We start from the raw sequence: 22,704 nt of genomic DNA on the forward strand, positions 1-22,704 counted from the left end.
GTCCATCCGCACCCCCTTCCCGAAGAAGAAACGCCAGACAGGGCCTCCGCGTCAACGCTCCCGCTCACCCGTTCACGAAACCTCCACAAAACGTCGACCAAAGACCAACAATGCCGATGTTTGCTTACAAGCAGAATTCAAAAGACATCCAGGATCTTAGTTAAGCTTCAACGGACCACGGCAGATCCATGTGGAAATCGAATCCAAATATCGAAAATCTCAGAAAAATCCGAAACTGGCTGGTCACTCTGCGCCAGGAGATTGCCTCATCGACGGTGGCCGAAAACGACTTCTCCAAAATAGACGATCTCATAGATGCCCAAAGGCGGATCGATGCCATCGACCGTGCTCTGAACGATGAAATCAGGACTATCGATCCTGATCTTTGGAACAAATTAGGATCGCTTTAGCTCGCGGGATCGATCGTCGTATTGCAGCGGTTCGTGAGCAGTAAAGTCGGCCTCAAGCGCATAGATTGCGGTCGGAACGGTCATCGCATTGAAGAAGCCGAAGAGCGGTCGCAATTGGTGCTCAAGCATCAGGCCGTGCAACGGCGTGCCGCCGGTTGCGGCCAAGACGACGCACTTGCCCGTCAGCGCGCGATAATCGACAAGGTCAAACAGATGCTTCAGCGCGCCGCTATAGGACGCGCGATAGACAGGCGATCCTGCGATGATGATATCAGCGCCTTGCACCGCGGCAATGATCGCCTTGCCCTCTGTATCGAGCTGGTCCGCTCTGAGCGCCCCAAAGAGCACGGGCGCTGCGACGACGAGTTCGATGGACTGCACGTGACCACTAACGCGTTGCCGAAGGCGATCGGCAGCCATCTTCACCAGAGACGCCGTCCTGGACGGTCTTTTGACATTGCCACTCAGCGCGAGGATGTTCATAACGACGAAGCGCCCACTTAAATAGATAATTTGCCCTATATATTTAGTAGTCTTTTGATTAGCGAAGATGTTCTAATCTTCAAAGCAAAGTGGATTGAATTGCTGTTTTCAGCGGCGACTCATCGGAAGAATTTTCTCTAGCGCTATGCGAGACTTCGATCAGAACACTGGCGTCCTCACGCTCGCCTTGACTAGATTCGAAAATGCGGCCTTCGTGTCATCCTTGCCAATACCCTGACTGCCCATGATGCACCCTGGCACCTCGCTGAGTGGGCTGTTGCGCAACGACGACGTTCGCGAGCGTGTGATCGTCGAAATGGACGGCGATTCATCAACTAGCCATCGTCTTGGGCGTTCGCGCTCAGTCGTAGCCCGAAGCGCGCGACGAATAATCCTTTCCACCACATGAATTGCATTCAGTGCATCCGTTGCCCATGGAAGATCGGTTTTAGTGACGCAATGGCACATAAAATCAAAATTGCTATTCAACGTGCGACGAAATTAACTCGACACGGAAAATGAAACCGATAAGGGGATCATAATGGGAATGAAACTGTCATTGACCGGCGCCAGCACAGCAATCGCGCTCCTGCTTTCCAGCCAGGCTTTCGCTCAGACCGCCGAAGTCATGCACTACTGGACGAGCGGTAGCGAAGCGGCCGCCATCAAGGTCATCGCCGATGATGTCGCGAAGAAGGGCGGCACCTGGAAGGACAGCCCGGTCACAGGTTATGAAGCTGCCCGCGCAGCCGTTCTGAGCCGTGTTGCAGGCGGCGACGCGCCGACCTCGATGGTCGTCGACCTCGGCGAAATCAAGCCACTGGTCGAGGAAGGCATCCTGGCGCCGATCGACGATATCGCCTCCACGAAGGGCTGGCAGACATTTTTGCCCAAGCTGGTCGTCGACAAGGCCAGCGTCGACGGTCATCTCTACGCCGTTCCGATCGACATCGGCACTGCCAACTGGATGTGGTACTCCACGAAGGTACTCGACGACGTCGGCGTCAAGCCGCCGGCAACCTGGGACGAGTTCTTCGCCGCCGCCGACAAGATCAAGGCCAAGGGTTACATCCCGCTCGCCTTCGGAGGCCAGGCATGGCAGGAAGCCCTTGTCTTCCGCTCGATCATGATCGCGACCGGCGGCAACAAGTTCTACACCGACGTCTACACCAAGCATGACGTGGACGCAGCCGGCGGTCCGCTGATGGTCAAGTCCTTCGAGACGTTCGCCAAGCTGCGTGGTTATGTGGATGACGGCAACACCAACCGCAACTGGAATGACGCCACCAACATGGTCATCACCGGCAAGGCCGCGATGCAGATCATGGGCGACTGGGCCAAGGGCGAGTTCCAGGCTGCCAAGATGACACCGGGCAAGGAATATGGCTGCGAACTAGCGCCAGGCACCAATGGGGTGCTGAACATCGTTTCCGACACCTTCGTCTTCCCGATCGGCGACAAGCCCGAGCAGGTTGCTGCCCGCAAGCTGCTGGTCGACGTCATGATCGATCCGGAAACACAGCTTGCCTTCAACTCCATCAAGGGCGCCCTGCCCCCGCGCCTCGATGTCAACCTGAAGGATGCTGACATCTGCACCCAGAAGGCAGCCGGCCTGCTCAAGGACCCAAGCGCCCTCGCTCCGAACGCCGAACTCTCCTTCAGCAGCGAGACGGTCGGCGCCATCAAGGACCTGGTGACCCAGTTCTGGAGCAATCCGTCAATGACGCCTGCCGATGCTGCCAAGCAGTATGCCGACATCGTTGCACGGAACTAGGTCCTGCCGTTAGTGTCTGCTGCCCCGGCACAGTTGCCGGGGCAGTTTCGTCAATGAGTTGCGATGTCGACCAGCGGGGCTAGCAATGTTTAAGAAGAACCTCGCGGCAAAGCTGACGCTTGTGCCGAGCGCCGTGGTTATTGCCGTCTGCTTCTACGGCACGATCCTCTGGACGCTCTATATTTCGCTGACGCATTCGACGATGCTGCCGAACTACAAGTTCTACGGCTTCGGCCAGTATGCGACACTGCTTTCCATGCCGCGCTGGCATACGGCTTTCGCCAACATGCTAATCTTCGGCAGCCTGTTCATTGCCGGCTCGCTCGTAATCGGCACGACGCTTGCAACCCTGCTCGATCGCAACGTCAAGGCGGAAGGGCTTTTCCGCGTCTTCTTCCTCTATCCACTGTCCATGTCCTTCGTCGTCACCGGTCTTGCCTGGCAATGGCTACTGAACCCGACAACGGGCATCGAAGCACTGGTGCGCAGCTTCGGCTGGCAGGATTTCAGCTTCAACTGGCTGGCAAGCCCGGAGAAGGCGATCTATGCCGTCTCCATCGCCGCCATCTGGCAATCCTCCGGCCTTGTCATGGCCATCATGCTGGCCGGCCTGCGGGGCATTGACGGCGATATCTGGAAAGCCGCGAAGATCGACGGCATTCCCGTCTGGCGCTCCTATGTCAGCATCGTGCTGCCCATGCTTCGCCCGCTGATCCTGACCTGCGTGATCCTGCTAGCGACCGCCGTGGTCAAGAGCTACGACCTTGTCGTCGCCATGACCGGCGGCGGACCGGGCATCAGCACGGATGTGCCGGGCAAGTTCGTCGTCGATCTCCTCTTCCAGCGTGCGAATATCAGCACGGCGGCAGCTGCAGCCATTCTGATGCTGGTTTCGGTCATCTGCGCCCTTTCGCCCTATGTCTATATCGAGCTCAAGAGGCAGAAGCGATGACTGCGACCCCTCTCGCCCAATCCGGCGCACCTGTTGTTCATGCGATGCCGCGCGCAAGCAGCACCAGGCCCGGCCGTATCCCGCTTTACATCATCCTGTCACTGGCGCTGGTCTATTACGCGATCCCGTTGCTGCTGGTGATCTCGACTTCCCTAAAGACTGCGGACGAGCTGCGCACCGGCACCATCTTCGCCCTGCCCCAAAGTCTCAATTTCGACGCCTGGACAAAAGCATGGCTAACAGCCTGCACGGGGATAGAATGCAACGGCATTCACGGGAATTTCTGGAATTCCGTCGAGATCGTCGTGCCCAGCGTCATATTCTCGATCCTGTTCGGCGCATTGACCGGCTTTGCCTTGTCGCAGTGGCAGTCGAAGCTAAGCCGCGTAATCCTGCTGTCGCTGATGCTTGGCGCCTTCATTCCCTACCAGGTCATCCTTTACCCATTGGTCCGCATTTTCAGCAGCATCGGGCTCTACGGGACCCTGCCTGGGATCATCCTAATCCACATCATCTTCGGCCTGCCCTACATGACGCTGCTATTCTTCAATTTCTACCAGGGTGTGCCGCCTGAGCTTTCCAAGGCGGCAAAGATGGATGGCGCGGGTTTCTTCACGATCTTCTTCGAGATCATGCTGCCGATGTCGGTCAACGTTCTAGTCGTCGCCATCATCATGCAGGCAACCGGCATTTGGAACGACTTCCTGTTGGGCCTGATCTTCGCCGGACGGGACCACCTGCCGATTACGGTACAACTGAACAACATCGTCAACACGACAACCGGCATTAAAGAATATAATGTCAACATGGCTGCCACCTTCCTGACCGCGCTGCCACCGCTTCTCATCTACATTCTTTCAGGACGCTATTTTGCGCGTGGCCTCGCAGCCGGCGCTGTGAAGGGCTAATGCAATGACACAGATTTCCGTTATCGACGCAAACAAGTCCTTCGGACCACAGCACATCCTTCGCGATATCAATCTTTCGGTTGCCAGCGGCGAGTTCATCGTGCTGCTCGGCTCCTCGGGCTGCGGGAAGTCGACGCTGCTGAACGTTATTGCCGGCCTCGAGGACCTCGATACCGGCAGGATAATCGCCGGCGACCAGGATGTGACGAATGTCGATTCCAGCCGCCGCAACATGTCCATGGTCTTCCAGTCGTACGCGCTCTATCCGACCATGACCGTTCGCAAGAACCTCGGCTTCGGGCTGCGCGTCAACAAGGTTGCAAAGGCCGAGATTGCCCAGCGTGTCGAATGGGCAGCCAACCTGCTGCAGCTGACGCCCCTTCTCGACCGCCGCCCCTCGCAGCTCTCCGGTGGGCAACGCCAGCGCGTCGCCATCGGCCGGGCGCTCGTACGCCGTAGCCCGATCTGCCTTTTCGACGAACCGCTTTCCAACCTCGATGCTAAGCTACGCACCGAAATGCGCCTGGAAATCAAGAAGCTGCACCAGGAGTTGCACAGCACCATCGTCTACGTCACGCACGACCAGATCGAGGCCATGACACTTGCCACCCGCGTGGCTGTCATGAAAAGCGGCAAGATCGAACAATACGCGTCGCCGGACGAGCTCTACGAGAAGCCCGAAACTCTGTTCGTCGCTGGATTCGTCGGATCGCCCGGCATGAACCTGATATCGTCCCGCGTGAAGATCGAGGACGGCGAGCCAATGGCTGCCTTCGGCGATTACCAGTTGCCCATCGATGCATATCCGTTTCGCCAACCTGCCGTCGATGGCCAGGAGATAGTGATCGGCTTCCGGCCGGAAGACATCCAGCTTGCCGACGATCGGACGACGCTGCCGACGCTCTTCGCGCCGATTACCTTTATCGAGCCCATGGGCGCCGATACGCTGGTCTGGTTCGCGCTGGGAGAACAGAAGTTGTCGGTCCGCCTTCCCGCGGCCAAGGCCCGCGGCCTGTCCGGAGAAGTCCGCCTAGCCTTCAATCCCACCATCGCCTCCATCTTCTCGAAGGAAAGCGAGCAGCGCCTGTAGGGCGCAGTCGCAGCCGCCGCCGGATGCGGCGGTGGCCCCTCGACACCTAGCAGAGCTCGCCGATCAGACGATCCATCATGGCGTCGCAGCGCTCCAATTCCGCTTCCTCGATATATTCGTCCGGCTGGTGGCCCTGGTCCATGTTACCTGGACCGATCACCACCGCATCAAGCCCGAGCTTCGAGGCGAACAGCCCGGCCTCCGTTCCGAACGAGACCTTTGTCAATGGTGCCTCCCCGAGCAAACGCCCTGCGAAAGCTGCTGCGGCACTCGCGGCTGAGGTGGCGAGCCCCGGATAGGCATTGCAAACCTCGATTTCGGTCAAGGAACCGGCAGAGGCGCGAATGGGTGCCAGGATGTCTTCGACATCGTCCTGCGCCAAGTGGCGAATCTCGAAATCGACCGAGGCGCGTTCTGCCACGATATTGAGAACTTCGCCGCCGGCGATCTTGCCGGCATGAACCGTCGTGTAGGGAATGTCATAGTCCGCATCTCGGAACCCTACGCTGGCAATCTCGTCCTGCACCCTGCGCAGGACGCCGACGAAGTCGCAGGCCAGATGAATGGCATTGACGAAACGCGGGGCAAGCGAGGAATGGCCCGCCTCCCCCCTGAAACGCCCCTGGGCCGCCAATTTGCCTTTATGACCTAGGGCGATCGACATGGATGTCGGCTCTCCGACAATGCAAAGCGAAGCCTTGAACTGTTCCTTGGCCAGGACATCGATCAGCGAGCGCACGCCGACGCAGCCGATCTCCTCGTCATGCGAGAAGGCGAGATGCAAAGGCCGCTTCAATAACTTGCCATTGATGCGGTCGGCAGCGGATAGCGCGCTTGCAAGAAACCCCTTCATGTCCGTCGAACCACGGCCACAAAGACGAGAGCCGCGGCGCGTCAGCCGAAATGGGTCGGAGGTCCAGGCCTGCGTTGCGACCGGCACCACATCGGTGTGGCCGGAAAGGACAATGCCGTCATCCTGCCGGGGGCCGATGCTGGCAAACAGGTTCGCCTTTTTGCCAGTCTGGTCAACAACCAGCCGGCACCCGAAACCGCGGTCGCGGAGATAGGTTTGGACAAAATCGATCAGCAGCAGGTTACTGTCAGCGCTGACGGTGGGGAAGGCGACAAGACGATCAAGCAGGTCGAGCGTATTCAAGAAATGACACTCCCAAAACGAGCGAAGGCCCGCATCGCAATGAGCCTCCATTATTCTCTGTCTTTAACGGTGCTCAGCGGGCAATCGTCTCTTCATCAGCCATCGCCTGGTTGATATCGGCGAGCAGCGCCGCGATATCACCCTTCGGAAAGGCATGGCGGAAGCGCCGATCGAAAGTCGTAAACATGCCGAAGAACGAGTTGGCGCAATGTTCGAGCATCCGGTCCGCCTCACCCTCGTCGATCGACAGGTGCTTCTGGAGGAACTGATTGAACTTGGCCCGCGCGATCGGATTGGCGAGGATAAAGACGGGCTGCGTGTCCCACTTCACTTCACGATGGCGCGAGGCGCGCGAACGGATTTGCAGTGGCGCTACCAGATGAATGTCGCGCGAGGACGAACCGATTTCGATCTGTACGGCATCGTCATCGAGGATCCAGCGGCCCTTGCCGGAATCAAAGAGCGCGAAATCCGCAGCAGGGATCGTGAGTGACACGCGCTTCGATTCGCCTGGCGCCAGATGCACCTTGGCGAAGGACTTCAGTTCGCGCTTCGGGCGCTGCAGCCGCGGCTTGCCGTAGCTTACGTAGAGCTGTGCCGCTTCTTTCCCCGCGACGGCGCCGGTGTTAGTCACCGTGAAGCTCGCAACAACCTCCTCGCCGATATTCAGCTCCGAGCGGTCCAGAGTCAGGTCTGAATAGGCAAAGCTGGTATAGCTGAGGCCAAAGCCGAAGGGATATTGCGGCTCGATCTGGCGGGCGTCGTACCAGCGGTAGCCGACATGGATGCCTTCGCTGTAGTAGTGACGGCCGTTCTCGCCGGGATAGCTGAGATAGGAAGGCATGTCTTGCATACGCTTCGGAAATGTAGTGGTCAGCTTACCCGAAGGGTTGACGACGCCGAAGAGAATATCGGCAATGCCGCCGCCGGTCGCCTGGCCGGAGAAGAACATCTCGACGATCGCCTTCACTTCCGGAACCCACGGCATGACGACTGCGTCAGGGCTGGCGATGGCAACGACGACATTCTGATTGACGGCGGCAACGGCGCTGACGAGCGCATCGTGACCCGGTGCGAGGTCGAGCGTCGTGCGGTCAGACCCCTCACCGTCGTAACCATTCTCCGTGCAAACAAAGATGACGACCACGTCGGCGCCCCGTGCGCCCTCGACAGCCTCGGCAATGAGTACAGCGCGCTCACTCTCGACTTCGCTGGTCCCACGGTATTGGTCAACCTTGATAGCGTCGCCGGCCACCTTCACGATCTCGTCAATCGGCACATCCACGAGCGTCGGCGTCGTGGTCGCGCAGCCCGAGCCCTGAATGATCGGAACGCCGGCACCTTCGCCAATAACGACCATCCGCTTGACCTTGGCGGGCGTGATCGGCAGCAGTTGATCGTCGTTCTTCAGGAGAACCATCGATTCGCCTGCCATGCGGCGAGCGAGCTTGTGATGGGCATCGCGGTCGAACACCGTGTCGCGCCGCTCGCCGAGCTTGCCGGCACGTACCAGCGCCAGAACGCGGACGCAGGCCTCATCCACGACAGCCATGTCGACCTTGCCGACCTCGATGGCTTCAAACAGGTCACTCTTGCGGGTTTCGCTTTCCGGCATGTCGAGGTCGTTGCCGGCTGTCAACGAGGCAGGGCGATCCTTGATGCCGTGCCAGTCGGACACGACAAGGCCGTCATAACCCCATTCCTCGCGCAGCACCTTGGTCAGCAGCCAGTGATCTTCGGCGGCCTGGAGCCCGTTCAGGCGGTTGTAAGAGCTCATGACCGTCCACGGGTTACTCTTCTCGATCGCCCGCTGGAAGCCCTTGAGATAGATTTCTCGCAAAGCACGCTCGTCGACGACCGAGTCCATCGATGTGCGCTCGACTTCCGAATTGTTGCAGGCGAAGTGCTTCAGCGAAGCACCAACGCCGTTTTCCTGCAGGCCGTTGATGACGCCGGCTGCGAAATCGCCGCTGACGACCGGATCCTCGGCATAATATTCATAGGAGCGGCCGCCGAGCGGGGTGCGGCGAATGTTGATGCCGGGCCCGAGGAGCAGGTGCACGCCGAATTCCTGACATTCCATCGCAAGTGCGGTCCCAAGCGCGTAGGCAAGATCGACGTCCCAGGAGCAGCCGAGGCTGGAGCCGTTCGGGAAGCAGGTCGCCTGCTTCATCGCACCCCAGGCTACCTCGACATGGCTTGCCCGCTGGCCGACAACATTGAGGAAGGCAGAGAAGTCGATGCCGCCGGCCTGATCGTTATCGATCTGGTGTATGGAATAGCGCACGCCGTAGGTACCGTCGGTCATGACGATGTTCGGGATTCCCAGGCGCTCGATGGCCTTCGTCTTCCACATGCGGTGGCCGGCCAGGAGGGCAACTTTCTCCGCATTGGTCATTTCTGCGATCAGCGCCGCGAAGTCACCATCCATAAGCTTGTCTGAATTCACGTTAGCTCTCCAAAGTGACTGTGTGCTGGCAATCTACGGAGCACGGGGTTCTTTGACCGTACGCCGGTAGACCATGGCCGAGATGTGTTGCGTTGATCGATGATGGCATTTGGCTGGTCGCAGAGAAATAATGCATTTCCGAGGCGGCGCTTCATCAAAAGCTCTGCAGATCCGATCAGCTTGATACCTTACGCCGCTCCATGACCGGGGCGACCATTCCCGGAATGTAGGAATCCGATACAAAAGACTTGCAATGTTGCTCGAACATCTCGATCAGCCGAGGCTTGCGGTTCTGCTTCAAGGTGAAGACCCCTATAACCATGGGCTTCTGGTTGCCGGAAATCGGCACCCGTACGACAGTACGACCATCCATGGCAAGCTGCGACCGAGGCCGGACATTGGCAATTGTATAGCCGTATCCATTCGCCACCATCGTGCGGATGACATCCTGGTAGGCGGAGCGCATGGCGATGGTCGGCTGCACGCCGGATTTTGCAAACAGGCCGAGGAAATATTCGCGGCTGATGGGTAGATCCAGCAAGATCAGCGGTGCGTCGGCCAATTCGTCCAGGCTGATGGAGGTGTAACGAGCGAAAGGATGCGATTCTCCGACAAGAATATGCGGCGGCAAAGTTGCAAGCGGCGCGAAGTCGAAATCGTCGGTGATGAGCAGATCGTAGCTGACAGCTACATCGATTTCAGCGCGGTGAAGCTTTTCGAGCAGTTCCTCGTGATCGCTAACGGTCTGGATTATGCGGGTTTCCGGGAATGCCGACGTGAAGGAATACGAAAGCTCCGGCATGATCATCGAAGCCAGCGTTACCATGCAACCAAGCGAGAGCTGGCCGCGGACCTTCTCGTTCACCTCGGAGGCGACGGTGTAGATATTTTCTGCCTGCTCGACCAGCTGCTTTGCCTCAGCCAACATGAGGCGGCCAGCCGGCGTCAGCGAAAGACCTTTTGCATGGTGGCGCACGAAGAGTTGCGTCTGCAGCTCGGTTTCCAGATGGGTAATGGCCGTCGAAATCGATGGTTGGGAAATATTCAGTCGCTCGGATGCGAGGGTGATACTTCCTGTCTCCGCAGTCGCAATGAAATATTCGATCTGGCGGAGCGTGTATCTCATAGCCTCATAATATCTCTGCTAGCTGGAAGAACAAGCAGCGGGCGATCGCATTATTCATCGCCCGGCACCCCAAAGGATGGGGCGGCGTTGGGGTCGAGCGCCCGCTTAACGTAGTCTTCCATTTGCGGCTCATAAACCGCCCAAAGATCCTGGAGGGCCTCGATCGGCTGATCATGCCAGTCTACGCGGAGATCAACGATCGGCCAGGCAACGTTTCGGACAACCTTCAGTCCCGCCGAGCGAACGGGGCCAGCCTCGCCGCCTGCTTCAAGCCCAGCGGCAAGTGCCTTCAGCAGCCTAGAAGGAAGATCGCCAACGGATATCTCGAATGCGGCGACCATACGCTGCGCGACATCGGTGCTAGCCAGAAGATTGCCGGCGGCGATGCAACCCTGACCCTTTGCCATCGCATGGATTCCGAGTGTACGCTCGCCGGAGTGACCGGCGACGTGTCCACGTGCATCGACGATTGCCAACTGCCGATAGTCGGCAAAGGGGGTCGATGCCACCAGCCGGCCAAGCGCTTCTTCCGCCGTTGCCCCCATTACCAGCATCTCCAGGCCCGAAATGCCAAGGCTGGGATCCGTGATGTTCTGGCTGGCCACCACCCCCGCACCAGCTCTGGCATGCGAACAGCGCGCGGCGACTGCCGGAGAAGAGGAGGAGATGGCGATACCGAACATGCCGGTCTCTGCGCAGCGGGCGGCGATGGAAAAGGTCATGGGATCAGGGCACCTTATTCGGGAATGACCGCGATGGCGTCGACTTCCACCAGCCATTCGGGCCGGGCAAGCGCGGAGACGACGATACCCGTAGAGACCGGGAAGACGCCCTTCAGCCATTTGCCGACGACGCGGTACACAGCCTCGCGATAGCGTGGATCGACGATGTAGATCGTGATCTTGCAGACGTGATCAAGGGACGAGCCGGCCTCGTCAAGAAGCATCTTTATGTTGGCCATGGCCTGTTCGGTTTGGCCGGCGACATCGCCGATGGCAACGCTGGCGGAGGTGTCGAGGTCCTGGCCGATCTGACCGCGTACGAACACCATCGTGCCTTTGGCAACGACAGTCTGGCAGAGGTCGTTGTCCAGCGCCTGTTCCGGATAGGTGTCCTTGGTATTGAACTTACGGATGCGGGTATGGGCCATGTCGAATTCCTTGGATCGGGAGATGCGTATCGATGGTGCTGGGGCTGGCCTCAGCCGACCTTCTGGCTCGAAGGCCGGTATTCGTTGTACTTGCGCTGTGTCCAGATACGGTCGGCAAGATGTTTCGCGTCATGCCAGACGCCCCAGATGAAGCTCGATCCGCGGCGCGACTGCCAAGGCAGGCCGAGAAAGTATATGCCGCGCTCAGCCGATACACCACGCTGGTGTTTCGGACGGCCACGCTCGTCGAAGACATCCAGTTTCAGCCAGCTGTAGTCAGAGAAGAAGCCGGTTGCCCAGATGATCGTCGTGATGCCGGCTTGAGCCAGGTCGAGATTAAGGATCGGGTTCGCGACGCAATCCGGCTGCGGCTCGATACGGCGCGCTTCCGGATCTTCCGGCAGGTCGATGCCGTTTCTTGCCGCGTAGGCATCCGCCTCGTCAAGCAGCGCCATATAGTTGGCATCGCCACGATCCAGATTCATGGCGAGATCGTCGGAGAAGCTGAGGTTCGTTCCATCGAAGCTCGTTGTACGGCCGAGCAGGACCATGCCCTTTCCGGCGAGACGGCGGAAGTCGATCGTATAGCCGCCTCGCGCACCGCTGACGGCGATCGTCACATGCTCGGTGCCCGGACCGGGTGCTTCCATGTCCCACTTTCCGAGAACCCCGAGCCACCAGCAGAAATCACGGCCGCGGTAGGCGCGCGGCGGTCGGTCATGCGGGCCGACGGAAAGGTAGACCTTGCGGCCGGACAGCATGAGCTCCTCGGCAATCTGGGTTCCCGAAGAACCGGCGCCGATGACGAGTACCGCTCCTTCGACCAGTTGGCCGGGATTGCGATACTTGGTCGAATGCATCTGGGTGATGCCGGGTGCATTGGCGATCAAGTCGGGAACGACGGGCACTTGGAAAGCGCCCGTTGCTGCCACAACGTTTTGTGCATCGATCACGCCTCGTGAGGTTTCGACGCGGAAGCCGGGGCGCCCGACATGCCTCTCGACGCTTCTGACCTCTACGCCGCAGCGGATAGGGGCATCGATCTGCCTGGCATAGGCCTCGAAATAGTCGGCAACGGCGTCCTTTGCCGGAAAGCTGTCCGGATCGAGATCAGGAAATTCCATGCCGGGGAAACGATCGTGCCAGGCGGGGCCGTTGGCAACCAGCGAGTCCCACCGCTCCGAGCGCCAGCGCTCGGCGATACGGCTACGCTCGAGCACGAGGTGGGACACACCAGCCTTGCCCAGGTGCTCACTCATTGCAACGCCGGCCTGGCCAGCACCAACAACGAGAGTGTCCACGGTTTCAACTGACATCGCTTGCGTCCTTTTCCCTTCGGGCTGCGTCCGGATTATGACATCCGGTGTAGTGCACTGCCCCGCTAGGGAAAATTACGTTTTTAGTTTGCGTTGATTAGGCTGTCGCTAAGCTGGTCACAGGATGTTCGGCCAAGAGCGCGCCATCTATGATCAAGGCGGCAGTGGCCTCGCAGGGATTGGCCTTAGTTCGAGACATCTATGCCGAGGAAGCCATCAACTCGGGGCTCGTAAGAATCCCCATAGCGGCATCACTGGGCACTCCTCTTTCCTATTATTTTGTTACACAGATGCAGCACGCGCAAAAGCCGCGAATCCAAGCATTTAGAAACTGGCTGCTCAGTGAAATAGCGAGCAGGCCAGCGCTAGTTCAGATCGAACCAATTTAGCCCGAAACGACACAAGTGTGGCAGCCCTGCAATGATGGCGGACTCTACTAGTCTAGGTGACCGACTCATAAGATCGCAACCAGATACGAATTGACGCTGATGCCATTCTTGGCTCCAGCCTTCCTGGCGAACCGGCCCACGTTTTGCAGCAGAAATCGACGTACTTCGACACACCCAGTCGACAGCTCTTCGATCGCGGCCTTAGGCTTCGCGTCCGCCAAACAGGAGAAAGCCGCGTTCCATAGCGGAAAGAGGGACGCGGATGGGGTGCCGCAAAGTAGCAGGTGGCTCGAGAGCATGCAGCTTAGGCAGGCCACATGAGCTCTCTGGGAAAGGCGTTAGGTCTGCAAAACTAAGATCAAGCTGCCGGGTTCGTCCAGTAAGCGATCTCGGCGGCTTTCGATTTCAGTTCGATCTTGAGCCACTGGTCGCTTGTGTCGAGATAGCTCCACGGATCCTTCTTCTCCGCTTGCATCTCACGGATATAGGACCGGTAGCGGTAGTGTTGATAAACCGACATGATGAAGGTCGCATAGCGATGGGCCAGGGGCTTGTGACCCCGGACAATGAGATAGTTCTCATCGTTCTGCTTGCTGGCATTGTTGGAGAAGTTGTGCGAGCCCGTCACGAGGATCGGATTCGTGCTGAGACCGTCGATCAGCAGGACCTTGGCGTGCACGATGGCGTGGCCGACCGAGGCGAGGAAGGTTTTTCGTGTTACTTCGCCAATCCACGGGCCGATCCCTTCTTCGCCCTGCGGTTGGACGATGGAATAATGATCGGGTTTGAAGCTGTGATCGCTTGAAACCAAGTCGACGGTGAGGACATTGCCATTGGCTTCATCCTCTGCCTTGGGAAGGCTGCTCACCACGCCCTTGACATACATGCCCTTCTCATTGGCGCGCTTCGCGCACAGGTCCTGCAGCCCATCATTGCCGGGCGTGAACATCAGGAAGTGAATCGACGACTTCGCGCCATTGATCAGATCGGCGAGTGCTTGCATGTCGCCCCGGTCGGTGGTCGGGGTAAATCTGACCGTGACATCGACCCCCTGCACCTTAAGATTCGTCGGCTTATCGTTGGATGCCTTGAGCCCGGGTGTGAAATCAGCCGGCTGGGTTGTCGGCGGTGAAGCTTTCGCCAAACGGTCCCATTGGTCTTGGTAGATCTTCGCCAGGCCAGCGTCGGCCACCAGCAGGCCATTGTTGATCTGGGTGCATAGACCGGTCGTCGCCCAATTGGTGCTTCCGGTCCACACAGCCTGGGGCCCCGCGGCATCCGCGCGGACCATGAACTTGTTGTGTCCCAGACCCTTGCTACCCAGCAGCCGGTCGATCGTCGGAAAACCATGGTCGTTGAGATTGTCCCGGGCGCTTTTGTTGCCGTCCGGCGTCGCCGAACCGTTGGCCAGGATCAGTTTCATCTGGTTCGAGAGCACGATGATCGCCTCTTCCAGCAGGTCATCATCGAGTTCATAGAGGGCCGCGAAGAGCGTATTTCCGGAAGTCTTGACATCGGCCAGAATGCCGAATAGCTCCGCACCCAAGTCACCTTGCAGAAACTTGCGGAACTCGTCGGCACCGCCCTTTTTCCTGAGTTTATCCTTGACCGCTTTCGCGGAGAGATGGTTGTCTCGCATATACCGCGCAAAAAACTGCGACAGGACGAGTCCCCGATTGAAATAGCATGAGAACCCCTTACCAGCGTCGGCGGTCAATGACAGCCATCCGGTCCAAGAACTCGCTGGGCCGCCTGTAAAACCGTCGTTTCCATCAGCGATCATCGCTGTGATGCGGTACTGGACCTGGCTTCCAACGTCGACGGCATGATCGGTCCAGTTGAACCTCTGGAACGGCCAAACGTTGGACGGCTTGTGATCACCCGACTTCGGCCTGTCTTTTTCGAAGCCGACACGGTTTTCAACGATTTCCGTGACCGTCGCACCGCCGGCTTTCCGCTTTCGTTCAAGCTGGAAACCCCAACATCCCGGAATAAAATCACTTGGCGCCCACGCGACGAACGCATCGTCGGAATTGGTGTACGCCGAAAGACTGATCTTGATCGCCATGTCGCCTTCCGCTTGTGCAGCGTAAGCGCGAACAATAGCACAGTACTTCTGCCCGTAAATGACAGTTGTCGGATCGCGGTGGCTGTGTGCGGGCGAGCCGCAGGCTCGAACAAAGCACGGAGCTGTTTCCGTGTCGATCATCTGCCCCGCCCCATCAATGCCGGCGGAGCCGGTGGGATGTCAGCTTCCATCCGTTGTGTGGTCCGGGCACTCGCGCTGCTAGACCGCGTCCTAGAAAGCGGTGGACGAGGCCGGAGAGCATCAGATCCTCGCCGCCCTGCAGATGATCGGCTCCTTCGGTATCCATCACGATGCCGTCCGGAGGATCCATGGCGACAATGGGGGAGTATTGCGACAAGGCCCACAATGTCAGCCGTTCGAGCGTGACGAGGTCGGCCGTCGGATCGGCATCAATCATCGTTAGCCCCTGGACCAGCGCCTGCGCCTTGGCGGCCGGCATGCCGACACGAAGGCCGAGTTTGAGCGCTGCCCGATCGGTCGCCGCAACCCATCGCTTCGAGCCGCTCCTGACGATCACCACCAGCGGCAGGGCAGAGCGAAGGATCGGCGCGCCTGATCCGGTCGGTCGGCAGTGTCGGAAGAAAGGCAGATACGACCCTCGCCATCGCATGCTCCGATAATGAATTCTTCTCCCTCACCCGCATCAGCTCTGCCAGCCATCGCGCTCGCCCGACACCCGAAACGGGAAGCGGTTCGGAGGGCAGTACCGAGATCCGCCAGCGGGTTGCCGCGGCCGTCGGCATGCCGAAATCGGAGGCTTCCGTCTGGCGCTGCCAGCGGCGGATCACCAGCCCCAATGTGCCGGACTTTTCCGCCGCAAGCTGCAGCCGGCGCGATGCCGTCATCGGCAGGCGCACCAGTTCAGCAACGACGGCGCCGAGACCGCCATAGCGCAAGGCCTCTTCGAAGCTTGCCAGCACCGTCTCTTCCTTGTCGCACTCGACGAAGATGACGCGGTCTGGGTGAAGCCCGGCCTGGGCGAGTGCCGGAAAGAACAGATCGAAGCGCGTCAGGCACCACACCACTTTGCCGGTCATTCGCGCCGCGATCCCGCCGATGAAGAGGGCCGCGGCTGCCCCGTCGATCGCGCCGTTCCCGCCGCCGGCCACTTCTTGCAGCGCACCAAAGGCCAAGCCACCTCCCGGCAACTGCGCATCGATCTCACTGACCCCGAACGGCAGGACATTGCGATGGCGCAGGCCGCTACGTTCCAGGCTGGCGATCTTCTCGCGCAACTCGTCGAGAACGGCATTCGAAGTGGCGACTGATGTGGTCATAATCTCCTTGCGGCAACCCGTTTTTGACTTGAGAAAAGTCGGTATGTTCTTTATTTGTTCTCAAAGCCAAAACGAGTCAATGCGCAGCAGGCGCGCTCAAGTTGAGCGGCACGCTGGCCTGACGGATTCCCTGAACGGATTCAATCCGATGGCCGAATTAGGAATTTTTTCACACGGCGTGGCTGGAGCCTCGGAACGAACTAGATCCCGGCGTCGGAGCGTGTGATTGACTCCGCTCAGTAAACTTGCACGCCGCGCCGCTCCAACTCTTCGAAGGTATCATCGATGGCCGGGCTCTGGGGAAAGCGGCCCGCCTCTCTAAGCGACGGTAGATCGAGCAATGCATCGACATGTTCGGACGGCACGTTGATGCTGACCCGCTCGAGCTTCCTGAGCGGAACGAGGGCGCGAATATCGACCTTGTCGATCATGGAGTTGACCGAAAAGCTTTTCAGGTTGGGGCAGAAACGGAGTCCCGATATGTCCTTGATATCGAACACGTCCTCCTCGCCACCCCAGAAATACCACGCATAGGGATAGATCGCCCCGCTGCCGTCGAATTCGATCCTTTCAACGGCTGCGAGGTTTTCGTCGGTCAGCGGATAGCGGACGAGATAGTCCAGCGCTTCGGGAATGAGCTCGTAGCCATCCCGCTCCAGGTCGACCGTCCGCCCCAGGACATGGCTGGCAAGCTGTTGCGGCGTGCCGAGATCGAGCGCCTTGGCGAAGAGAAGCGACGACATGACCGCCAGCTTCAGGTTCGGGTCTGAAAACGGAGCTCCGGGAGCGCCGCTTCCAGTGGGGTAAGGCGGAGCGCTCGGCTCCGCATATTCCGCCTTTGGATTGAAAATGGCGATGCCGGAGACCTTGTCGAACGTGATGCGGGCGGACAGAATGCTCTCGAGCAGCTGCTTCGTTCCGAATCGTGCGCCGCCACTCGTCGCGCTTTCGTCTCCGATTTCCATATCCGGCACTGTCGCGCGGAGATCGGCAAGCGATATGCCCATCGGGATGCCGGCGATGGTATGCATGAAGCGGGAATTGAAATCGATCCTGCCGATCAGCCCTTTTCGATCGATCCGCACGACAACGCCATGCGTGTTTTCGAGGATGTCGATCACGCCGCCCTTATGCGGCGCCGGCGTGCGCCAGGCAGAGCCCATTGCCTTCTCGACTGCCGACATCGGCATGCCGGGCCGGAGCGTGGCAAGCGCTGAGGCATCGACCGGTTCGTTCGACGCCGCCATGCCTTCACCTCCTGTTACGACGGACAGGGCCAGAACAGCCGTGCCGATCAGGAATTCCCGTTTTCTCATGGGCTTCGCCTCCAGCCGGACAGACACTACTTGTGCTTGAAGTTTATTACTGGCTCTTCCGGCTTTTTGAAAGCAGTGCAGCCTCGCGTGATTGGATGACGCGAAGACGTTCCGCGCTCGTGGTTCGCTGGCCGCGCTGCTGTCATTCCACAATGAGCAGCCTCGTCATGAGTTGATCTTCGGACATTCCTCCCGGTATACGTGCCGGCGTAGCAAATCTGGAGAGCGTATGACAGACCAAGACATTACACCGCTGCTTCTCGACGCCCTCGGCAAGCGCATTGACGACCCGGCCGCTCTGAGGCTTGCGGAGGCGATCGGCAAGAAGCCGTTCAAGAACACGACGCCGACCAACACCGTCCACCTCGAAAACCGCAAGCTCGGTATCGAAATCGGGGCACGCGCCAGCATTACGAACCGTTCCTATTTTCCGCCACGCAAGGACGGACGCAGCTGGGTCACTTGGGTCTCGCATGCCTTCATTTTTCCGAAGTATCGCGGCTCTCTGCCGCCTGGATTCGATTGGCAAATGGACGATGCTGCCTTGAGCGACCGTTTCGTGCGTCGAATCGAGGGCGCCATAGAGGCAATCCGGTTCACGCTGCCGGCGCCGCGGGAAGGCCTGAAAGCCAAGACCACGCTCGGCTCGGACGGACGGCCTGAGTCTCTCTTGCTGAGCGTTGCCGAAGAGAGAGCTTACGCAACAATCTATCCGGGGACCAATCCGCAGCTATCGGTCGAAGAGGCCTTCTTTGCCAGCTGGTGCGCGCTGAATGGCATGCTTCGTGAAGGGCGGCTCGCCGACGGACAGCTCGCAGCACTTAGGGAGCGCCAGTTGACGCCTCTCGCCTTTCTCTCCTCCACCCTCGGCGGCCTGCTGTGGGAAGGCGACGTGCGGCCGGAACATGATTCTTTCTGCCACGCCTATATGAAGCGGCTGATGAAATCGGAAAAGGCTTCGGCGCTAGACGATGTGACCGAGTTCTTCGGCGACAGCAACGACTGGCGCAAACCTGGTGAAGCAATGACCGCAGACAGCTGGGAGAATTTCGACCGGATCGCGCCGCGTTATGCTGAAAGACTGGAGCAATGGCGGCGGGGAGAAATCCGCTCCAAGGTTGACCAGCCGGCAGAATAGGCAGCTACCCCGAGCTCCTAGACCGACGCATCGTGTCGCTTATTCCAATCGTCAGGGATCCATCCACGAAACTCGATCTCGGCGATTAAAGCCGGCTGTGGACGAAGACCAGGTGCCTGCCACGAATCGCAGTTGCATTGCCGAGACATGCCCGGCTAAAATCAGCTGGAAGGCGAGTTGTCATTCGCAGGACCGATCTGCGCATACCCAGCTTGTGACGGGTTGAACTGATGGGGTGGATGCCCCCTCCAGCCGGCATCGGCGTATGATGCCTGCTCAGCGCCATGGTGGCGCTTGCGGAGGAGAGGCAGATGACAGCAGTCCACATTCTGTCGATCGACCTTGCGAAGGGGAGCTTTCAGGTCTGCGCAACGGATCGCGGCGGTGCGTGTGTGGATGCCCCCGGTTTGGCAAGAAGATTTTTGACGGTCGTCCACGAACAAGGAATTCTATCGGTCGTGTGTCAGGCCTCTTGGTGTGGCCTGGTTAGCCACGGGCCGGGATGCAGTTCGAAGAACAGGGACCACATCGGCTCAGAGAGCTTTGTGCTCGAGCGCCGGGACTGGTTTACCCCATTCTGAACATTGAAGTCCTTTCCCCATCGTTCTGTCAGTCGATCTTCCCACCGGGGCTTGTCACCCAAGGCGTCACCGCATTGCCTTTCGAGAAAGGCAGCGGATTACGCCATTCTGTAATTCTGCTCCCTCGTCATCATCGCCCAAATGATGCGCGCCATCTTGTTGGCGAGCGCGACAGCCGCAGGCATCATACGCCGATGCCGGCTGGAGGGGGCATCCACCCCATCAGTTCAATGTCATAGTCTTTGATGGCCCAAAATCTGGCTATGTCGGAAAAATGTTGCTAGGCGGCGAGGACTAATTAGCGGTACTTGCATTGCCCCTCTGAGTCCATCCATTCGGGCAGCTTAACTAAACCTTCGGTAGACGACAGAGTGTTGGCTGCCGGATCGGACGCCACCCCCGACCCGGCTCATGCACTGTCCGACGGCGCTACGCCCTCATCAAAGTGTCGTCGGACGCTCAACGTCGAATTCATTTCCGTGGAAAATTACTATTGGACAAATGCCACCCATTCTAGGCGCGTGTCAACGGCGCGCTCTATAAAGTGATCATGAAGGTTGAGCCTGCAACAGCGAACGAACATCGCCGTTGCAGGCAAGCATGCTCCTGAAGTGCTCTTCATCGATGGGCCGATAGTAAGGGTAAACCCTTCGGCGAGGAACCGCGCCTGCGCCTTCAGGTCGGATCAGGTTGGATCGAGCTCTCTCGGCCCTGTATCTCACGCTATGTCCGGCTGGAATACTTCAATCATGCTATTTCCGCTCTATGAGCACTTTCGCGAGATCGGCATCCCCAGAAACAAGTTGAGCCCAAGAATACAACCCCCAGCTCCATCCACCATCAATGTCGTAACTTAGTTCACGCATCTGAATTTGGTCCGCCGTTACTAGAAGCGACGAGCTATATGAGGCCGTGGGCAGAAATTTTATGGTCAACCTGTCCACCAGCGTACCTGGCTTGAACTCAGCGGTCGTAAACAGTAAAAGAATTTTAGGTAAGGGGACGGCAACGTTTATCTGGTTTCCATATAGGGGTACTGCAAAGATCGGGACCGACGCTTCCGATGCTGAAACGGATCGGGCAAAGCCGACCGTAAAGGGAGTCGACGTGGTATTGGCTATTGCAATTTTCGATAATGGACCTTCGCCTTTTACGTCGCCAACGCCTCCGGTCGTTACAAAGAATGTTTGACCCTCTGTGATTGCCGTTTCGTAACCGGGCTTAATAAGCCGACCGCTTTCCATGGGGTCATTCGAAGTGTAGGCCGCTATAGCCGGCATCCACTCTATCAACATGTTCGGAGTGATGCTTTGCGTGGCAAAGGCGATGGTTGGTCGCGCGGCGTCGTTCGTCATCTGGGCAGCAAACATACCGCAAAGGAAATAACCGCCGTCGATGAGGGCTTCTACGGTCGCCGGAACCATGGAGAGAGCGATCTTGTATGCCGAGGACGCGGGCATTCGGAATCTCCTTCGATTTCCATATTAAGAGAGAGGCTTACCATCTTCTGCCGGGAACAATTGCCTTGCGTCCTGATCCGTGAGCGCCACAGAAGCTTCCACGGTGAAGGTGAAGGGCATGGCCGCAAGGTTGGCGAGAACCAATCTGCGATTACACAACAACTGGGGCAGGATTTCCCACCCCAGTCGCACTGATTGACGCAAGTCAGCAGACTAGGCGTTGCTCTCGATCAACAGCGGCACGACGTTGGTCGAGGGGCGGATGGCCTGGGCCCAGCTGAAACCTCCCCATGACCAGCCTTCGTTGATGTCGAAAGAGACCTCGCGATGGGTTTTGGCGGTGAGGTCGATCAGGATGCTCTGGCTATAGGCTTTCTCGATCACGGTGCCGGTATTCACGGTATTGGTGGAAAATGTGAACATGACCTTTTGAATTGGCACTATCGCATCGAGGCCGTTGCCATAAAGCGGGAAAGCGCAAAGGGGCTGCGCCGTGCCGTCGACGACTTCGGAAATCCCGCAAGTCACCTGCGTCGTCGTCAGATTTTCGATCGAAATCATTCCTTCCGTGCCGTCGACAACGCTGCCCGTGCCTTGGGGCGTCTCAACTTCCAGCATTTGGCCGAGATCGATCGCGTAAGAGCTCAAGCCCTTGATCTGACCATTGGGAATGATCGCGGACCTGGACGTGTAAGCCTCGTACTGGACTTCCCAAGAGACCTCGGTGTCCAGTCCGAAATCATCGGATTTGAACCAGACGAGCGGCACGCCGCCGCCGGCACTTGTTTGCACTCCCTTAAAGCCAAAAAGGGAATAGTTGCCGCTCGACAGAGCCGCGACGGTATTCTGGTCCATGCTGATGGTTACGCCATAATCCGTGGCGCCAAGTAGGTTACCGATGCTCGGCGCAACGGACCTGATAACACGGTTCGATGAGGAATAGGCCTCTTCGGCAACGCCATCTACTACCGTCACGGTCGTCCCTTTGTATCCCAGTTTCTTTGCAGCATGCTCCAGCGTGCTCGGAGCCATGACGATAGCTCCGGTTGCATTGACCTTTTTCGAATCGACCTGCGTATAGGCCAGGGCTGCGGGATCGTAGCCGGCCTCTTTGACGATGGCCTTCACGTTGGGAACGGAAAGAGTTCCACCAGTTCTTTCAAAAATATATAGGGTCATCGCAAGTGCTCCTTTTGGTTAGAGTTCCGAAAAGGAGGCCCCAAGTTTGCGTCATAGCTCGGTGATGACGCGGGAGCCCCGAAAGCAAACCGCCTGCCTCTCCAACTGAGTGTTCAGACCGCGGTAGTGCCACGTTTTCCACTGACATTACCTGTTTGCTTACGGCGATATCTTGTGCACGCACTGAAGGATTCATGCCTCTGATTGCTTCACTCAAATCTTTGAGTTTCACACTATTTGGCTGTCGGGAACACATAATCCGGCATGATTGCGCCACGGCGCTAGTCCCGCCGCCGAACATTAGACGATGGTCTGCGACACCAGGCCATTGCGTCATTTCGAGAGCGGTTGACCTGATCGGACAATTCCTGCAGTTCCAGTTCTTAACCTCGCAATCAAAATGATCGCGAGTGCGCACCATTTTTAGAGATCAGGCTTCCTGCACAGGTTGAAAAGACCCG

The 22,704-nt window shown here is 58.5% G+C and carries 19 protein-coding genes and 2 pseudogenes; 8 read left to right on the plus strand and 13 right to left on the minus strand.

Annotated features, from left to right (window positions below):
• Positions 1–188 precede the first annotated feature (188 nt).
• Positions 189–410: a hypothetical protein gene (locus tag HGP16_RS31350; protein WP_168843841.1), complete on the plus strand. Its 222-nt coding sequence runs from the start codon at positions 189–191 to the stop codon at positions 408–410.
• On the opposite strand, the gene HGP16_RS31355 is transcribed toward HGP16_RS31350, so the two are convergent.
• On the minus strand, positions 396–893 hold the full coding sequence (locus HGP16_RS31355) for an NAD(P)H-dependent oxidoreductase (RefSeq protein WP_246703620.1): 498 nt from the start codon (positions 891–893) through the stop codon (positions 396–398). The genes HGP16_RS31350 and HGP16_RS31355 overlap by 15 nt on opposite strands.
• 541 nt (positions 894–1,434) lie before the next feature.
• Between HGP16_RS31355 and HGP16_RS31360 the strand changes: the two genes are divergently transcribed.
• The 4 genes from HGP16_RS31360 (at position 1,435) to HGP16_RS31375 (ending at position 5,617) form a co-directional block, all read left to right on the plus strand.
• Entirely contained in the window at positions 1,435–2,667 is a 1,233-nt protein-coding gene (locus tag HGP16_RS31360) for an ABC transporter substrate-binding protein (RefSeq protein WP_168843842.1), read from the plus strand.
• A gap of 85 nt (positions 2,668–2,752) precedes the next feature.
• Positions 2,753–3,619: a carbohydrate ABC transporter permease gene (locus tag HGP16_RS31365; RefSeq protein ID WP_168843843.1), complete on the plus strand. Its 867-nt coding sequence runs from the start codon at positions 2,753–2,755 to the stop codon at positions 3,617–3,619.
• Positions 3,616–4,527 (plus strand): carbohydrate ABC transporter permease, encoded by a 912-nt coding sequence (locus tag HGP16_RS31370; protein ID WP_168843844.1) that lies wholly within the window; start codon positions 3,616–3,618, stop codon positions 4,525–4,527. The genes HGP16_RS31365 and HGP16_RS31370 overlap by 4 nt, the downstream gene beginning before the upstream one ends.
• 4 nt (positions 4,528–4,531) lie before the next feature.
• On the plus strand, positions 4,532–5,617 hold the full coding sequence (locus HGP16_RS31375) for an ABC transporter ATP-binding protein (protein ID WP_168843845.1): 1,086 nt from the start codon (positions 4,532–4,534) through the stop codon (positions 5,615–5,617).
• A gap of 46 nt (positions 5,618–5,663) precedes the next feature.
• Here the strand turns inward: HGP16_RS31375 and argE are convergent, their stop codons facing one another.
• The 6 genes from argE to HGP16_RS31405 form a co-directional block, all read right to left on the minus strand.
• A complete protein-coding gene (gene argE / locus HGP16_RS31380; RefSeq protein WP_168843846.1) occupies positions 5,664–6,773 on the minus strand; it encodes an acetylornithine deacetylase in 1,110 nt (369 codons plus the stop codon).
• Positions 6,774–6,846: 73 nt separating this feature from the next.
• Positions 6,847–9,204 (minus strand): glycoside hydrolase family 3 C-terminal domain-containing protein, encoded by a 2,358-nt coding sequence (locus HGP16_RS31385; RefSeq protein WP_168843897.1) that lies wholly within the window; start codon positions 9,202–9,204, stop codon positions 6,847–6,849.
• Positions 9,205–9,397: 193 nt separating this feature from the next.
• Positions 9,398–10,348 carry a LysR family transcriptional regulator gene (locus HGP16_RS31390; RefSeq protein WP_168843847.1) on the minus strand — a complete coding sequence of 317 codons (951 nt, stop codon included), beginning with the start codon at positions 10,346–10,348 and terminating at the stop codon, positions 9,398–9,400.
• Between the two features lie 50 nt (positions 10,349–10,398).
• The gene (locus tag HGP16_RS31395) at positions 10,399–11,070 is read right to left on the minus strand and encodes a DUF1028 domain-containing protein (protein ID WP_168843848.1); all 672 of its coding nucleotides are present in this window, start codon (positions 11,068–11,070) and stop codon (positions 10,399–10,401) included.
• A 14-nt stretch (positions 11,071–11,084) separates the two neighbouring features.
• Positions 11,085–11,498 carry a RidA family protein gene (locus HGP16_RS31400; protein ID WP_168843849.1) on the minus strand — a complete coding sequence of 138 codons (414 nt, stop codon included), beginning with the start codon at positions 11,496–11,498 and terminating at the stop codon, positions 11,085–11,087.
• Between the two features lie 50 nt (positions 11,499–11,548).
• Complete coding sequence (locus HGP16_RS31405; RefSeq protein WP_168843850.1) at positions 11,549–12,814, minus strand: flavin-containing monooxygenase; 1,266 nt, start codon at positions 12,812–12,814, stop codon at positions 11,549–11,551.
• A 113-nt stretch (positions 12,815–12,927) separates the two neighbouring features.
• Here HGP16_RS31405 and HGP16_RS34840 point away from each other — a divergent pair, with 113 nt between their 5' ends.
• Together HGP16_RS34840 and HGP16_RS33835 are read left to right on the plus strand one after the other, a co-directional pair.
• Positions 12,928–13,203 (plus strand): LysR substrate-binding domain-containing protein, encoded by a 276-nt coding sequence (locus HGP16_RS34840; protein ID WP_409526876.1) that lies wholly within the window; start codon positions 12,928–12,930, stop codon positions 13,201–13,203.
• A 104-nt stretch (positions 13,204–13,307) separates the two neighbouring features.
• Entirely contained in the window at positions 13,308–13,448 is a 141-nt protein-coding gene (locus HGP16_RS33835) for a CYTH domain-containing protein (RefSeq protein WP_312867355.1), read from the plus strand.
• A 113-nt stretch (positions 13,449–13,561) separates the two neighbouring features.
• On the opposite strand, the gene HGP16_RS31420 is transcribed toward HGP16_RS33835, so the two are convergent.
• From HGP16_RS31420 to HGP16_RS31435, 4 genes and pseudogenes are all read right to left on the minus strand, one after another.
• Positions 13,562–15,412: a phospholipase D-like domain-containing protein gene (locus HGP16_RS31420; RefSeq protein ID WP_168843852.1), complete on the minus strand. Its 1,851-nt coding sequence runs from the start codon at positions 15,410–15,412 to the stop codon at positions 13,562–13,564.
• A 70-nt stretch (positions 15,413–15,482) separates the two neighbouring features.
• Positions 15,483–15,897: pseudogene (locus HGP16_RS31425) on the minus strand (DNA polymerase Y family protein); the annotation flags it as partial.
• Positions 15,824–16,569: pseudogene (locus tag HGP16_RS31430) on the minus strand (ImuA family protein); the annotation flags it as partial. The pseudogenes HGP16_RS31430 and HGP16_RS31425, both read right to left, overlap by 74 nt.
• A 236-nt stretch (positions 16,570–16,805) precedes the next feature.
• Positions 16,806–17,885 (minus strand): DUF6892 domain-containing protein, encoded by a 1,080-nt coding sequence (locus tag HGP16_RS31435; protein WP_246703617.1) that lies wholly within the window; start codon positions 17,883–17,885, stop codon positions 16,806–16,808.
• Positions 17,886–18,114: 229 nt separating this feature from the next.
• On the opposite strand from HGP16_RS31435, the gene HGP16_RS31440 reads away from it, so the two are divergent.
• Positions 18,115–19,023 (plus strand): hypothetical protein, encoded by a 909-nt coding sequence (locus HGP16_RS31440; protein WP_168843853.1) that lies wholly within the window; start codon positions 18,115–18,117, stop codon positions 19,021–19,023.
• 1,333 nt (positions 19,024–20,356) lie between these two features.
• Here HGP16_RS31440 and HGP16_RS31445 read toward each other — a convergent pair.
• Both HGP16_RS31445 and HGP16_RS31450 read right to left on the minus strand, forming a co-directional pair.
• The gene (locus HGP16_RS31445; protein WP_168843854.1) at positions 20,357–21,064 is read right to left on the minus strand and encodes a hypothetical protein; all 708 of its coding nucleotides are present in this window, start codon (positions 21,062–21,064) and stop codon (positions 20,357–20,359) included.
• Between the two features lie 213 nt (positions 21,065–21,277).
• A complete protein-coding gene (locus HGP16_RS31450; protein ID WP_168843855.1) occupies positions 21,278–22,243 on the minus strand; it encodes a hypothetical protein in 966 nt (321 codons plus the stop codon).
• Positions 22,244–22,704 lie beyond the last annotated feature (461 nt).

It is taken from the genome of Rhizobium sp. P40RR-XXII (assembly GCF_012641405.1).
Lineage (GTDB): Bacteria > Pseudomonadota > Alphaproteobacteria > Rhizobiales > Rhizobiaceae > Rhizobium.